Source organism: Aeromicrobium sp. Root495, from assembly GCF_001426755.1.
Taxonomy (GTDB): domain Bacteria; phylum Actinomycetota; class Actinomycetes; order Propionibacteriales; family Nocardioidaceae; genus Aeromicrobium.
Genome location: NZ_LMFJ01000001.1, coordinates 710713 through 724504, shown reverse-complemented (window position 1 = coordinate 724504; position 13792 = coordinate 710713). Strand labels below are relative to the sequence as shown.

Here is a 13792-nt window from a genome sequence, read left to right as displayed (position 1 = left end):
CGCCGTCAGCAGCGTGCCGTCGGTCGTGGTGGAGGTGACCGCGTCGAGGTCGGTGTCCGTCAGGACCGAGTTCGTGGACGCCACAGCATCCAGGTCGGTCGCCGTGAGGAGGGTTCCGTCCGTCTGGACGTCCGCGTCGGCATCGACGTTCGCGTCTGCGTCGGCATCCGCGTCGGCATCGGCATCCGCGTCAGCGTCAGCGTCAGCGTCAGCGTCAGCGTCAGCGTCAGCGTCAGCGTCAGCATCCGCGTCAGCATCGGCATCGGCATCCGTGTCAGCGTCGGCGTTCGCATCGGCATCGGCATCGGTGTTCGAGCAGACAGCACCCGGCAGGCTCACGGCAGCAGCCGGCTCCGCCGCTTGTGCTGCTCCGACGTTGATCGTGGCTCCCACGATCAACAAGGACCCTGCGACGCACGCTTTGCGAATCTTCATCTGTTGGCAATTCCTGTCTGATCATCCGGACAGCCGAGATGACTGCCGGTCTACACTCCCTTTACCGCCAGGTGAACTGTAGTGAAGATTCTTCTTTATTTCCACTTGAGACGGAGCGAATCATGTGGGACGCGTCACGTGCCCCTTCGGAACGCCGTCGATCCAGGGCGTGTCGCTCGCCGACGAGCGGTTCTCACGGCGTGCCGAAGCCTGCCGTCTCGTCCACCGCCTGGAGTGCCGACGCCACCACCGAGGCGTTGAGCTCGGCCAGACGCCGCTGCAGATCTTGGGGACGGGTCCCGAAGTCGAACCTGAAGGGCCTCCCGGCGTCGATCGCGTCCGCCCCGTCCTTCGTCATCGTGATCGCGTCCGAGACGTAGGTCTGCAGGTCCCGGCCGAGCACGGCGGACCCGGGTGGGACGTCCTGGCGCTTGAGTCGCTTCCGAGCCGACTCGTAGGCCGGCACCACCCGGTCACGCAGGGGCTCCCCCGTGACCACCGGTGTCCCCGCCAGGAGCTCGAGCGGATTGATCCCGATGACGTCCGTCCCGGCGCGGATGAACGCCTGCACGTCGACGGCCTCCTCCAGGACCCTCACGAGCTGGACGAAGGGGCGGAGCGCGAGGCCACGGCGACCCTCGGCCGCGCGGTACTCCAGGCTGTGGGCGCGACCGTACGACGTGGTGCCGTCGGCCGAGACCTCGGGCACCTCGGTGACGTGGCGTCGGACGAGGGCGAGCGCCTTCGCGAGGTCCTCGGCATGCTGGTTGACGTCGTGACGGGACTGCTCCGCGAAGGTCACGAGCGCAGCGTCGAGCCGCCTGGCGTAGCTCCGGGCCCGCTCGTCCGCGGCCCGCACCTCCCGCTCCTGCGCGGCGGACGGCTGACGGAGAGCGAGGGCCACGGCGACGGTGCCGAGCGCGACGGTGGCGATCGTGATGGCGGTGAACCCACGCCAGACCGCACGGCGGCGCATCAGCGGCCCCGCTCGCAACGCACGGCAGCCCGGGGGGCGCGGCCGCGCAGGAGATAGGTCGCCACCGACCGGTCCACGCAGCGCGAGAGGCCGTAGGCCGTGTGGCCATCCCCCTCCCTCGTGACGAGGACCGCAGAACCCAGGTCGGCTGCCAGCCTCGTGGACCACCGGTAGGGCGTGACGGGGTCGCCCGTCGTGCCGAGCACGAGCACGGGCAGGGCGGCGTCGAGCCTCTCGACCCCCTCCTGGGGCTTGCCCCTCGGGCGCCAGCCGTTGCACAGGCTGGCGGACCACGCCAGGTAGCGGCCGAAGAGGGGTGACACCGAGACGAGCCTCGGACCGAGGTCGTCGCGCGCCTCGTCGGCCGAGGTCTCCTGCGGGTCGTCGAGACAGCGGACGGCCACGCCGGCGACGACCGCGTTGTTGTCGTAGCGCCCCTCGGTGCTGCGCAGGACGTAGGCGTCGTCCAGCTGTCGGAAGGCCGTCCCGTCGTCGTACTGGGCGCGGCCGATGGCCACGAGCAGGGCGGGCCAGGCGCGGCGCGTCGAGAGGGCGAACGCCGTGGCCCGCAGGACCGTGACCTCCCGGGCCTCGCGGATGCTTCCGTCGCTCGGCAACGGCCGTTCGTCGGCAGCCTCGACGACGTCGAGCAGCATCGCCGTGGCTGCCGCCCGGCCGGCCGGCAGCGCGCAGTCCTCCTGCCGCCCGCACCAGCGGACGAACGCACCCCACGCCTTCTCGAGCGCAGCGGCCTGGTCGCTCAGGAGTGCGCGACGGTCCTGGCCGACGTCCACCCCGCCGTCGAGCACCATGCGCCCCACGCGCCGGGGGAAGAGCGTGGTGAAGGTGGCACCGAGCTGGGTGCCGTAGGAGGCTCCGTAGTAGTCGAGCCGTCGCTGACCGAGGGCGGCCCGCACGACGTCGAGGTCGCGGGCGGTCTCCTGCGTGCTCATGTGCGCGGCGAGGTCGCCCGACTCCTTGACGCATCCCTCGGCCAGCCTGCGCGGCGCGGCCGTCCAGGCCTTCTCCTCGCCGGGGTCGTCCGGCGTCGCGTCGAGGTCGAGGTAGCGGTCGAGCGCGTCGGCGTCCAGGCACTGGAGCTCCTGGCTCGTGCCGACCCCGCGGGGGTCGACGCCCACCACGGAAAGCCGCTCCCGCATGGCCGACGTCATGAGTCCCGCGAAGATCGGCACGTACTCCACGGCGGATCCTCCCGGCCCGCCCGGGTTCACGAGGAGCAGGCGGTCCGTGCTCCCGTCACGAGCCGGGAGCATCCGGACGGCGAGGCGCATGGTGGGTCCGGCGGGCCGGTCGTAGTCGAGCGGCACCCGGATCCGGGTGCAGCGGTACCGTCCGCACGTGGTCCACGTCGGCTCCTGGGCGTAGAACGGGGCCAGGCCGGCCGGCGCCCCCTCCCCCGTCGGGCCGGGGAGGGCAGGCCCCTCGTCCTCGCCCTGCAGCAGGAGGACGAGCGTCGCGACGAGAAGCACCGCGAGGACGGACGACACAGCGGCAAGACGGCGAGGCACGCGCCGACCTTACTCGACCACAGTCCTTCTGCAACCAACTGCACGACGACCGTGTCCGATGATGGGACCCATCATGCACCTCGCGATCGACCACCCCACCCGCGCCGACGTGCGCGCCCTCCTCGACGAGCACCTCCACGACATGCACGCCACCTCGGCGCCGGAGAGCGTGCACGCGCTCGACCACTCCTCCCTGGCCGCCCCTGGGGTCACGCTCTGGTCAGCGCGCGAGGACGGCACCCTGCTCGGCATCGGGGCGCTCAAGGACCTCGGCGGCCGGCACGGCGAGATCAAGTCCATGCGGACCGCCACCCTCTCCCGCGGACGGGGCGTCGCCGCCGCGATGCTGCACCACCTCCTGACCGAGGCGACCGCACGGGGATGGGACCGGGTCAGCCTCGAGACGGGCACCCAGGACTACTTCGCCCCGGCCCGCAGGCTGTACGCCCGGCACGGCTTCGTCGAGTGCTCACCCTTCGGCGACTACGTGCTCGACCCGAGCAGCGTGTTCATGTCGCGCAGGCTGGATCTGTCCGGCCCGGCCCCCACCGACCCCGCCCCCGGCTAGGTTCAGCGCATGGGAGACGTGCGGGCAGCCACGCAGCAGGTCGAGCACAGCGACACCCTGGACGGCGCGATCCGTCTCGGGCTCGTGGCCTACGGCGTGGTGCACCTCCTCGTGGCCTGGCTCGCCGTCCAGCTCGCGCTCGGCGACAACGAGGGTGAGGCGAGCAGCCGAGGAGCCATGCAGCAGCTCGCGGAGCAGCCCTTCGGCCAGGCACTCATCTGGGGCGTCGCCGTGGGCATGGCCATCCTGGTGTTCTGGCGCCTCCTGGAAGCCGCCGTGGGCCACCGGCAGGACGACGGGTCGCGGCGCGCACGGCTCCGGCTCGGGTCACTGCTCAAGGCCGTCATCTACGGAGCCGTCGGCTACAGCGCCCTCGCCACTGCCCTCGGGCACGGATCGGGCTCCGGCGGCCGGTCCACGACCGCCCGCCTCATGGACCATGCCGTGGGCCCGTGGATCGTCGGCGCCGTCGGCGTGACCGTCGTCGGCTACGGCGCCCGCCACGTGTTCCGAGGGCTGACGGAGAAGTTCGCCGACGACCTGACGAGCGAAGGCCGGTCCGGCGACAGCGGCACCCTCTACGTCGCCCTCGGCAAGGCCGGCTACGTGGCCAAGGGTGCGGCCATCGCCGTCGTGGGCGGCCTGTTCGTCTACTCGGCCACCTCCCACGACCCCGGGAAGTCCGGCGGGCTCGACGAGGCCCTGCGGACGATCCTGCGCCAGCCCTTCGGGCCCTACCTCCTGGGAGCCGTGGCTCTCGGCATCGGGGCCTACGGGCTGTTCTGCTTCGCCCGGGCGCGGCACCTGTCGACGTGAGGGCGGGGGCGGTGAGGTCTGCTTCAATCGCGGTCCTGGGGCTCGTACGACGCCTTGGACCCGCATAGGAGACTCCGTCGCTCGCAGAGGTCGCTCCGCCCCTACCGCGCAGAGCGCGGCGGGGGCCCACCCAAATCACCATTCTTGATTCGCAGACCACGAAGGCCTCGCAGACACAGCGAAGGCCCCCTGACATTGTCAGGGGGCCTTCGTGGTCTGCGAGTGGAGCATAGGAGATTCGAACTCCTGACCTCTTCCATGCCATGGAAGCGCGCTACCAACTGCGCCAATGCCCCGCTGTGCTGTTGTTCCCGGCCCCGGAGGACCGAGTAGAAACTCTACCCGGTGGTGTCGGTGAGACTCAAACCGGGTGGCTCGTCGTCGGACGTGACCGGCTCGGGCAGCGTTCCCGCGTTCCACTCCACGAGCCGCCAGCGCGAGTCGTGCTCGGGGTTGGACTGCTCGAGCACCGTCCACGAGCAGTTGGAGAGGCCGGAGAACAGCGTCCAGGACTCCCGCGGGAAGCCCAGGAAGCGGCAGATCCCCGTGCGCAGGATCGCTCCGTGGGCGACGACGACGGCAAGACCGCCGTCGGGCAGCGACTCGCCGACCTCGCGCAGCACGGGCGCCGCGCGGTTGCCGGCCTCCAGGTGCGTCTCGCTTCCGGGGATCTGCGACTCGTCGCCGTCGATCCAGGCCCGCATGCCCTCGGGGAACCGGCTCCAGGCCTCGCGCCAGGTGAGGCCCTCCCGAGCCCCGAAGTCCATCTCGCGCAAGCGGGGATCCAGCTCGAGGTCGGTGCTGCAGACGTCGACCAGCGCCTGGGCCGTGTCGCGGGCCCGACGCAGGTCCGAGCTGATGATCCGCTGCGGAGCGAGGGAGGCCAGCCGTGCGGCGGCCGCGCGGGCCTGCTCGCGCCCGACGTCGTCGAGGTCGGTGTCGGTCTGCCCCTGGACCCGCCCCTGGACGTTCCACGCCGTGCGCCCGTGGCGCCACAGCACGATCCGCTTGCTCATGCGAGCGAGATGGTGGGGCAGTCGCTCCACAGCCGCTCGAGGGCGTAGAAGGCGCGCTCCTCGGTGTGCTGGACGTGGACCACGATCTCGCCGAAGTCGAGCAGGACCCAGCGGCCCTCACGCTCACCCTCGCGGCGCAGGCGCTTGGCCCCGACCTCGAGGAGCTTCTCCTCGACGGCGTCCTGGATGGCGCGGACCTGCACGGGGCTGGATCCGCTCGCGATGAGGAAGACGTCCGTGATGGCCAGCTGGTCGGAGACGTCGAAGGCCAGGAGGTCCTGGCCCAGCTTGTCCTCGGCTGCCGCGGCGGCGACGCGGGTGAGCTCGATGGCTCTCTCGGTGGCGGTCATGGGTCCTTCCGGTACAGGTCGTGCTTGGCGAGGTACTGCACCACGCCGTCGGGGACGAGGTACCAGACGGGCTCCCCCGAGACGACCCGCTTGCGGCAGTCGGTGGAGGAGATGGCGAGGGCCGGGATCTCGACGAGCGTGATCTTGTCCTGCGGCAGGCCCGAGAGGGTCTGCTCGTTGATCTCGTGCCCCGGGCGCGTGCACCCCACGAAGTGGGCGAGGTCGAAGAGCTCCTCGTGGTCGCGCCACGTGAGGATGGCGGCGAGGGCGTCGGCTCCGGTGATGAAGAAGAGGTCGGCGTCCGGGTGCTGCTGGCGCAGCTCGCGCAGCGTGTCGATCGTGTAGGTGAACCCCTGGCGGTCGATGTCGACCCGGCTCACCTCGAAACGAGGGTTGGCCGCGGTGGCGATGACCGTCATGAGGTAGCGGTGCTCGGCCGGAGCGACCTCACGGTCGGCCTTCTGCCAGGGCTCGCCGGTGGGGACGAAGACCACCTGGTCGAGGTCGAACCACGACTGGACCTCGCTCGCGGCGACGAGGTGCCCGTGGTGGATGGGGTCGAACGTGCCGCCCATGACGCCGATGCGCCGGCGTGCGGGTGTCGTCTCCCCCACGTGCGTGCTCAGGTGTGCTCGCGTCCCTTGCCGAAGGCCAGCAGACCGAGCAGCATCACGACGAGGATGGCCAGCGCGATGGCACCGATGAGGTAGGGGCTCACGGCCGCTGCCTCTTCGGAGTGTTCCTCGGCGGCCTGGAGAAGCGTCAGCATGGGGGGAACTCTACCGGTCCCCCGTCACCGCACGTGCCCCGTCCCGGTGACGACGTACGTGGTGGTGGTCATCTCCTGCAGACCCATGGGTCCGCGGGCGTGCAGCTTCTGCGTCGAGATGCCGATCTCGGCCCCGAACCCGAACTCGCCGCCGTCGGTGAAGCGCGTGGACGCATTGACCATGACGGCAGCAGAGTCGACGCCGAGCGTGAACCGGCGGGCGGCCTCGAGCGACGACGTCACGATGGCCTCGGTGTGCCCGGAGGAGTACCGCCGCACGTGGTCGACGGCGTCGTCCAGGGAGTCGACGACCTTCGCAGCGATGTCGGCCGAGAGGTACTCGGTCTCCCAGTCGTGCTCCGTCGCCGACTCGACGGCGGGGTCCGAGGCGGAGAAGGTGGCATCGCCGTGGATCGTGACCCCGGCGTCCTGGAGCGCCTGCACGACCCGTGGCACGAAGGCACCCGCGACCTTCTGGTGCACCAGCAGCGACTCGGCGGCGTTGCACACGCTGTTGCGCTGGGTCTTGGCGTTCAGCACGATGTCGAGCGCCATGTCGAGGTCGGCGTCGGCATCGACGTACACGTGGACGTTGCCGGTCCCCGTCTCGATGACGGGGACCGTGGACTGCTCCACGACGGTGCGGATGAGTCCGGCCCCGCCTCGCGGGATCACGAGGTCGACCAGGCCACGGGCCTGCATGAGCTCGGTGGCACTGGAGCGGTCGTCGGCGGGCACGGCCTGCACGACGTCGGCGGGAAGCCCCTCGGAGACGACGGCGTCGCGCATGACGTCGACGATGGCGGCGTTGGACCGTGCCGCGGAGCGGGAGCCGCGCAGGAGCGAGGCGCTGCCGGCCTTGAGGCAGATCGCGGCGGCGTCGGCCGTCACGTTGGGCCGGCCCTCGTAGATCATCCCGATGACGCCCATGGGGACCCTGATCTGCTGGAGCTGGAGCCCGTTGGGCAGCGTGGAGCCCCGCACGACCTCGCCCACCGGGTCGGGGAGCGCGGCGATGTCGCGCACGCCCTGCGCGAACGCAGCGACGCGCGCGGGGTCGAGCAGCAGCCGGTCGATGACGTTCTCGGGCGTGCCCTCGGCCCGAGCGGCCGCGACGTCGAGCTCGTTCTCGCCCACGATGCGGTCGGTGGCGGCGACGAGCGCGTCGGCCATGGCGACGAGAGCGGCGTCCTTCTGCGTGCGGGACGCCGTGGCGAGCACGCGGGCCGCCTCCCTGGCGCGTCGGGCAGCGGCGTGGACCTGTTCCTTCATGAGCGAATCCTAGAACCCCCGGCGCACCGGTCGCCGCGGCACTAGCCTCGCCGCATGCGTCGTCTCGGGCTCCTCGTCGCCCTGCTCATCGTGCTCACGGCCTGCGGAGGCTCCTCGGGAGGCGATGACGAGAAGAAGGACCCCCTCGCGGGGCAGAAGCTCACCACGGTGCTCGCGAAGGCCCGCACGGCCGCCACCGAGGCCCGGTTCCTCACCGTCCGTGGCGAGGGCGACCAGGACGGTCGCCGCTACTCGCTCAACCTCTACTACGTCGGGGACACCACCTCGGGCTCCGTGGACAACACCTTCGGGACGCTCTCGCTGCTCCGGGTGGACGGCGACGACTACGCCACCCCCTCGTTCGGGTTCTTCTACGAGGAGCTCGGGAAGCGGTCGTTCGAGCTGGAGGACGTCGTGGACGGGCGCTGGATCGCGCTCCCCGACAACGAGATCATCTTCCTGCACCGCGCCGACCTCGTCGGCTCCGTGCTCGACGCGGACGGCCCGCTGAAGCGGGCGCCGGGGCGCACCCTCTACGGCATCGACTGCGTGGGCATCGAGCACGACGGCGGCACCGTGTACGTCTCCCCCGAGGACGGGCGCGCCATCCAGGCCATCGACGGCGAGGGCAACGTCGTGAACTTCGAGTACGACCGGCACGAGGAGCCCACGGCGCCCGAGCGGGGCGAGGTCGTCGACGCGCGAGAGCTCACGCAGTTCGGCACCCTGAAGGTCTGAGGACCCGGCCCTAGGGCACGAGCACGAGGTCGTCGCGGTGGACGACCGCACGCACGGCGTCGTCGCCCAGCTCGGCGACGAGGTCGGACGAGGATCGGCCCAGCAGCGGCGGGAGCTCGGCGGCGTCGAAGTTCACGAGGCCTCGGGCCACGACCCGCCCGTCGGGACCGACGACGTCGACGGGGTCGGCCGCCGAGAACTCACCCTCGACCGCGGTGATCCCGGCGGCGAGGAGCGAGGCGCCCCGCTGGACGAGGGCACGCTCGGCGCCGGCGTCGATGAGCAGACGTCCCTTCGTCTCGCTCGCGTGGGCGAGCCAGAGCAGCCGGGTGGGGCGACGACGGCCGGTGGGCAGGAAGCGCGTGCCCACGGGGCCGTCGGCCACGGCCTCCGCCGCGAGTGCGGCCGAGGTGAGCAGCACGGGGATCCCTGCCGCGGTGGCGATGCGTGCGGCCTCGACCTTGGTGACCATGCCGCCGGTGCCCACGCGGGAGCCCACGCGGGAGACGTCGATGCCCGCGAGGTCGTGCTCGTCACGGACCTCCTCGACCCGGCGGCTGCCGGGCTCGTCGGGGTGGCCCGTGTAGAGGCCGTCGACGTCGGAGAGCAGCACGAGTCGGTCGGCGTGCACGAGGTGAGCCACGAGGGCGGCGAGCCGGTCGTTGTCGCCGAAGCGGATCTCGCTCGTGGCCACCGTGTCGTTCTCGTTGACGACGGGCACCACGCCCAGCTCGAGCAGACGGGCGAAGGTCTGGAAGGCGTTGCGGTAGTGGCTGCGCCGCGTGACGTCGTCGACCGTGAGCAGGACCTGCCCCACGGTGAGTCCGTGGCGGGCGAACAGCTCGGAGTAGCGCGCCACGAGGGCGCCCTGGCCCACGCTGGCTGCGGCCTGCTGCGTGGCGAGGTCGGTGGGCCGTCGGGCCAGGCCCAGCGGCCCCAGCCCGGCCGCGATGGCACCCGAGCTCACGAGCACGACCTCGTCGCCGCGCGCCCGCCCCTGGGCGAGCGCGTCGACGAGCGTGAGGATCCGGTCGGGGTCGATGTGCCCGTCAGCCGTGGTGAGCGACGAGGAGCCGACCTTGACGACGACCCGGCTCACTGCTCCTCCTCGGGCCAGCCCCACTCCGCCTCGGGCTCGTCGGGCGTCTTCACGGCGCCGTCGGTGTCGAGGCCGGGCCACGGCGGGACGTCCTCGCCCTTGGCTCGGCGCTCGCGGGCGTCACTCTCGTACGCACGCTTGGCTGCGAGCTCCTCGCGGCGCTCCGCGTTGGTGCGACGGTCGTTGTCGTACAGACGCTGGTCCTCGCCACGACGACCGAGCATCTCGGCGCCGGCCTCGATGGTGGGGTCGAAGTCGAAGATGACCGCGTCCTTCTCGTCGCCGATGACGACGTCGTCGCCGGCCTTGGCTCCGAGCTTGTGGAGCCTGTCCTCCACGCCGAGGCGGTTGAGTCGGTCCGCGAGGAAGCCCACGGCCTCGTCGTTGCTGAAGTCGGTCTGGCGCACCCAGCGGCGGGGCTTGTCGCCGCGCACGTGCCACTGGCCGTCGCGCTGGAAGATGGTGAACTCCTCGCCCACGCCGGACTCCGACGGCGGACGGAGCACGATGCGCGTGGCCTCCTGCTCGGGCGCGGCGGCGCGGCGGCCGGCCACGATCTCGGCCATCGCGAACGACAGCTCCTTGAGGCCGGCGTGGCTGGCTGCGGAGACGTCGTACACGTCGAAGCCGCGCTCCTCGAGGTCGGCCCGCACGAACGAGGCGATGTCGAGGGCGTCGGGGACGTCGACCTTGTTGAGGGCGACCAGACGCGGGCGCTCGAGCAGGTCCTTGCCCGTGGACCCCTCGGGCAGGCCGTCGGCGTAGGCGCGCAGCTCGGCCTCGATGACGTCGAGGTCGGTGAGGGGGTCGCGTCCCGGCTCGGCGGTGGCGCAGTCGATGACGTGCACGAGGGCGGCGCAGCGCTCCACGTGACGCAGGAAGTCGTGGCCGAGGCCGCGGCCCTGGCTGGCGCCCTCGATGAGGCCGGGGACGTCGGCGACGGTGAACGTGGTGGAGCCCGCCGTGACCACGCCGAGGTTGGGCACCAGGGTGGTGAACGGGTAGTCGGCGATCTTGGGCCGCGCCCGCGAGAGCGCTGCGATGAGGCTGGACTTGCCGGCGCTCGGGAAGCCGATCAGGCCGATGTCGGCCACGACCTTGAGCTCCAGGACGATCGTGAGCTCCTCGCCGGGCTCGCCCTTGAGGGCGAAGCCGGGGGCCTTGCGCTTGCTCGAGGCGAGCGCCGCGTTGCCGAGCCCGCCGCGGCCACCGGCCGCGATGACGATCTCGGTGCCGGCGCCGATGAGGTCGGCCAGGACCTCGCCGTCGCCGGGGCCGTCGCCCACGGACCGGACGACGGTGCCGTCGGGGACCGTGAGCACGAGGTCGTGGCCGTTGCTGCCGCTGCGGTTGTTTCCGGCTCCCGGCGCGCCGCTGGTGGCCTTGCGGTGGGGCTCGTGGTGGTAGTCGACGAGGGTCGTGACGTCGGAGGACACCCGCAGGATGACGTCGCCGCCGTGCCCGCCGTTGCCGCCGTCGGGTCCGCCGAGCGGCTTGAACTTCTCGCGGTGGACCGAGGCGACGCCGTGGCCGCCGTCACCGGCTGCCACGTGGAGCGTCACCTGGTCGACGAAGGTGGGAACGGCCACGGTGTGCTCCTCTCGCTACGAGCGACAGTGGGGGTGGGAAAAGACGTCTGGGGTGGTCCGCATGCGCGGACCACCCCAGACTGGATGCTCAGCTGTTACTGAGCAGCCGGAACGATGTTGACGACCTTGCGGCCGCGACGGGTGCCGAACTCCACGGCGCCGGGCGACAGCGCGAAGAGCGTGTCGTCGCCGCCACGGCCGACGTTGGTGCCGGGGTGGAAGTGGGTGCCGCGCTGACGGACGATGATCTCGCCCGCGCTGACGACCTGGCCGCCGAAACGCTTCACGCCGAGGCGCTGAGAGTTTGAGTCGCGACCGTTCTTGGTGGAGGCTGCGCCCTTCTTGTGTGCCATGAGTTCAGTCCTCTACTTCGAGATTCCGGTGATCTTGACCTGGGTGTACTTCTGACGGTGACCCTGGCGCTTCTTGTAACCGGTCTTGTTCTTGTACTTCTGGATCACGATCTTGGGGCCCTTGGTGAGGCCGATGACCTCGGCCGTGACCGAGACCTTGGCGAGCGTGTCGGCGTCGGCCGTCACGGTGTCGCCATCGACGTGGAGCACGGCGGGCAGCGAGACGGACTCACCTGCGGCCTGCGTCACCTTGTCGATCTCGATGACGTCGCCGACGGCGACCTTCTGCTGCGTGCCACCACTGCGCACGATTGCGTACACCACGGGGAATTCCTCACTACCTCGGTCATGCGGAGCGATGCGCTCCAGAGCTGGGGGTCCGTCCGGCACGAGCCGGACACGACGATCGGCACGCTCAGAGGCGCACCGAGGGTCCATTCTACGGAGTCTGGCCCTCGTCGGTCAAAACGGGGGTCTCAGGCGACTCAGAAACCTGGGCTTCCGGGGCGTCCACCGACCCTTTGGGGGTCTCTTCGGACACCTCCACGGTGTCGGCGGGGGCCTCGGTCGTGGCGGACGCCTCGACCGGCTCCTCGGCGGCCTGGTCGACGACCAGCTCCTCGACGACCTCGGCCGACTCGACCGTGTCCGGCGTGTCGACGGCCTCGGTCAGCGTGACCGCGTCGGTCGGCCCCTGGGCGGCGACGTCGGACGTCGTGACCTGCTCGGTCCCGGCGTCCTGGCCGACTGCCTCGGGGGCGTGGTCCGCCGTGGTCTCGACGGCCTCGGTGGTCTCGGTGTCCTCGGGCTTGGGGTGACGCTGGTTGCGGCGCCCGCCGTTGCCGTTGCCGTTGCCGTTGCCGTTGCCGTTGCCGTTGCCGGAGTCGTTCTGGTTCCCACGGCCGTTGCCCTGGTTGCCTCCGCGCCCTCCGCGGCCGCCGCCGTTGCCGTTGCTGTCGTTGCCGTCGTTGCCGCTGTTCTTGCCGCCGTGGTTGTTGCCACCGCCGTTGCCGCCGTTGCCACCGCCGTTGCCACCGTTCTCGCCGCCGCGTCCGCGACGACCACGTCCACGCGGCTCGTCCTTGCGGGGCTCGACCGGCTCGGCCGTGATCACGAGACCTCGACCGTTGCAGTGGTCGCACTCGGCGCTGAAGGACTCGACGAGGCCGGTGCCAATGCGCTTGCGCGTCATCTGCACGAGGCCCAGCGAGGTGACCTCGGCGACCTGGTGGCGGGTCCGGTCGCGACCGAGGCACTCCACGAGGCGACGCAGCACGAGGTCGCGGTTGCTCTCGAGCACCATGTCGATGAAGTCAATGACGATGATGCCGCCGATGTCGCGCAGCCGGAGCTGGCGCACCATCTCCTCGGCCGCCTCGAGGTTGTTCTTGGTGACCGTCTCCTCGAGGTTGCCCCCGGAGCCGGTGAACTTGCCCGTGTTGACGTCGACCACGGTCATGGCCTCGGTGCGGTCGATGATGAGCGAGCCGCCCGAGGGCAGCCAGACCTTGCGGTCGAGCGCCTTGTGGATCTGCTCGTCGATCCGGTAGTCGGCGAAGGAGTCCGCCGGGGCGTTCTCCCCCTCGGGCTTCTCCCAGCGACGCACCCGCTCGCGCAGGTCGGGCGCCACGTGCGAGACGTAGGCCTCGATGTTGTCCCAGGCGTCGTCGCCCTCGACGACGAGCTCGGCGAAGTCCTCGTTGAAGAGGTCGCGGACGACCTTGATCATGAGGTCGGGCTCGGAGTAGAGCAGCTCGGGGGCCTTGCCGGCCTCGACCTTGCGCTCGATGTCCTCCCAGCGGGCCTTGAGGGCCGCGACGTCGCGCGTCAGCTGGTCTTCGCTGGCACCCTCGGCCGCGGTGCGGACGATGACGCCGGCCTCCTCGGGCAGGACCTCCTTGAGGAGCGTCTTGAGACGCGCACGCTCGGTGTCGGGAAGCTTGCGGCTGATGCCGTTGGAGCCGCCGTTGGGCACGTAGACCAGGAACCGGCCGGGCAGGCTGATCTGGCTCGTGAGCCGGGCGCCCTTCTGGCCGATGGGGTCCTTCGTGACCTGGACCAGGATCTGCTGGCCGGGGCTCAGCGCGTCCTCGATCTTGCGGGCCTTGCCGTTCTGGACACCGCTCCAGTCGACCTCACCGGCGTAGATGACGGCGTTGCGGCCGGCGCCGATGTCGACGAACGCGGCCTCCATGCTGGGCAGCACGTTCTGGACCTTGCCGAGGTAGACGTTCCCGATGACCGAGATCTGCGACTCGCGGGCCACGTAGTGCTCGACGAGC

At 71.1% G+C, this 13792-nt stretch carries 16 protein-coding genes and 1 tRNA gene; 3 read left to right on the top strand and 14 right to left on the bottom strand.

What is annotated here, in order from left to right:
* From ASD11_RS18470 to ASD11_RS03740, 3 genes are all read right to left on the bottom strand, one after another.
* On the bottom strand, positions 1–393 hold a 393-nt coding region (locus ASD11_RS18470), incomplete at its 3' end, for a hypothetical protein (RefSeq protein ID WP_200940072.1).
* 235 nt (positions 394–628) lie between these two features.
* Positions 629–1411, bottom strand: a complete 783-nt coding sequence (locus ASD11_RS03745; RefSeq protein WP_056283454.1) for a hypothetical protein — start codon at positions 1409–1411, stop codon at positions 629–631.
* Complete coding sequence (locus ASD11_RS03740) at positions 1411–2940, bottom strand: alpha/beta hydrolase (RefSeq protein ID WP_156464565.1); 1530 nt, start codon at positions 2938–2940, stop codon at positions 1411–1413. Before ASD11_RS03740 ends, ASD11_RS03745 begins: the two co-directional genes overlap by 1 nt.
* A gap of 58 nt (positions 2941–2998) precedes the next feature.
* On the opposite strand from ASD11_RS03740, the gene ASD11_RS03735 reads away from it, so the two are divergent.
* Positions 2999–3508 carry a GNAT family N-acetyltransferase gene (locus ASD11_RS03735; protein WP_200940065.1) on the top strand — a complete coding sequence of 170 codons (510 nt, stop codon included), beginning with the start codon at positions 2999–3001 and terminating at the stop codon, positions 3506–3508.
* A gap of 9 nt (positions 3509–3517) precedes the next feature.
* Positions 3518–4324 carry a DUF1206 domain-containing protein gene (locus ASD11_RS03730; protein WP_056283448.1) on the top strand — a complete coding sequence of 269 codons (807 nt, stop codon included), beginning with the start codon at positions 3518–3520 and terminating at the stop codon, positions 4322–4324.
* Positions 4325–4547: 223 nt separating this feature from the next.
* Here ASD11_RS03730 and ASD11_RS03725 read toward each other — a convergent pair.
* From ASD11_RS03725 to ASD11_RS03705, 6 genes are all read right to left on the bottom strand, one after another.
* Positions 4548–4620: transfer RNA gene (locus tag ASD11_RS03725), tRNA-Ala, on the bottom strand.
* Between the two features lie 42 nt (positions 4621–4662).
* On the bottom strand, positions 4663–5340 hold the full coding sequence (locus ASD11_RS03720; protein ID WP_056283445.1) for a histidine phosphatase family protein: 678 nt from the start codon (positions 5338–5340) through the stop codon (positions 4663–4665).
* Positions 5337–5690: a ribosome silencing factor gene (gene rsfS, locus ASD11_RS03715; RefSeq protein WP_056283442.1), complete on the bottom strand. Its 354-nt coding sequence runs from the start codon at positions 5688–5690 to the stop codon at positions 5337–5339. Before rsfS ends, ASD11_RS03720 begins: the two co-directional genes overlap by 4 nt.
* Positions 5687–6304 carry a nicotinate-nucleotide adenylyltransferase gene (gene nadD, locus ASD11_RS03710; RefSeq protein ID WP_268750673.1) on the bottom strand — a complete coding sequence of 206 codons (618 nt, stop codon included), beginning with the start codon at positions 6302–6304 and terminating at the stop codon, positions 5687–5689. Before nadD ends, rsfS begins: the two co-directional genes overlap by 4 nt.
* Positions 6305–6312: 8 nt before the next feature.
* Entirely contained in the window at positions 6313–6459 is a 147-nt protein-coding gene (locus ASD11_RS18465; protein WP_200940063.1) for a hypothetical protein, read from the bottom strand.
* Positions 6460–6483: 24 nt separating this feature from the next.
* Positions 6484–7731 carry a glutamate-5-semialdehyde dehydrogenase gene (locus ASD11_RS03705; RefSeq protein ID WP_056283436.1) on the bottom strand — a complete coding sequence of 416 codons (1248 nt, stop codon included), beginning with the start codon at positions 7729–7731 and terminating at the stop codon, positions 6484–6486.
* A 54-nt stretch (positions 7732–7785) separates the two neighbouring features.
* Between ASD11_RS03705 and ASD11_RS03700 the strand changes: the two genes are divergently transcribed.
* On the top strand, positions 7786–8469 hold the full coding sequence (locus ASD11_RS03700; RefSeq protein WP_056283432.1) for a hypothetical protein: 684 nt from the start codon (positions 7786–7788) through the stop codon (positions 8467–8469).
* 10 nt (positions 8470–8479) lie between these two features.
* On the opposite strand, the gene proB is transcribed toward ASD11_RS03700, so the two are convergent.
* The 5 genes from proB to ASD11_RS18630 all read right to left on the bottom strand — a co-directional run.
* Positions 8480–9568: a glutamate 5-kinase gene (proB, locus tag ASD11_RS03695; RefSeq protein WP_082554153.1), complete on the bottom strand. Its 1089-nt coding sequence runs from the start codon at positions 9566–9568 to the stop codon at positions 8480–8482.
* Positions 9565–11157: a GTPase ObgE gene (gene obgE, locus ASD11_RS03690; RefSeq protein ID WP_082554152.1), complete on the bottom strand. Its 1593-nt coding sequence runs from the start codon at positions 11155–11157 to the stop codon at positions 9565–9567. The genes proB and obgE overlap by 4 nt, the downstream gene beginning before the upstream one ends.
* Before the next feature lie 95 nt (positions 11158–11252).
* On the bottom strand, positions 11253–11510 hold the full coding sequence (gene rpmA, locus ASD11_RS03685) for a 50S ribosomal protein L27 (protein WP_056283429.1): 258 nt from the start codon (positions 11508–11510) through the stop codon (positions 11253–11255).
* A 12-nt stretch (positions 11511–11522) separates the two neighbouring features.
* Positions 11523–11831 (bottom strand): 50S ribosomal protein L21, encoded by a 309-nt coding sequence (gene rplU / locus ASD11_RS03680; protein ID WP_056288324.1) that lies wholly within the window; start codon positions 11829–11831, stop codon positions 11523–11525.
* 118 nt (positions 11832–11949) lie between these two features.
* Positions 11950–13792: Rne/Rng family ribonuclease (locus ASD11_RS18630; RefSeq protein ID WP_235503233.1), on the bottom strand; the 1843-nt coding region annotated here is incomplete at its 5' end.

Coding starts and splice junctions, on each gene's coding strand:
- ASD11_RS03745 (WP_056283454.1), bottom strand. CDS start 1,411: ATGCGCCGCCGTGCGGTCTGGCGTGGGTTCACCGCCATCACGATCGCC.
- ASD11_RS03735 (WP_200940065.1), top strand. CDS start 2,999: ATGATGGGACCCATCATGCACCTCGCGATCGACCACCCCACCCGCGCC.
- ASD11_RS03730 (WP_056283448.1), top strand. CDS start 3,518: ATGGGAGACGTGCGGGCAGCCACGCAGCAGGTCGAGCACAGCGACACC.
- ASD11_RS03720 (WP_056283445.1), bottom strand. CDS start 5,340: ATGAGCAAGCGGATCGTGCTGTGGCGCCACGGGCGCACGGCGTGGAAC.
- rsfS (WP_056283442.1), bottom strand. CDS start 5,690: ATGACCGCCACCGAGAGAGCCATCGAGCTCACCCGCGTCGCCGCCGCG.
- ASD11_RS18465 (WP_200940063.1), bottom strand. CDS start 6,459: ATGCTGACGCTTCTCCAGGCCGCCGAGGAACACTCCGAAGAGGCAGCG.
- ASD11_RS03705 (WP_056283436.1), bottom strand. CDS start 7,731: ATGAAGGAACAGGTCCACGCCGCTGCCCGACGCGCCAGGGAGGCGGCC.
- ASD11_RS03700 (WP_056283432.1), top strand. CDS start 7,786: ATGCGTCGTCTCGGGCTCCTCGTCGCCCTGCTCATCGTGCTCACGGCC.
- rpmA (WP_056283429.1), bottom strand. CDS start 11,510: ATGGCACACAAGAAGGGCGCAGCCTCCACCAAGAACGGTCGCGACTCA.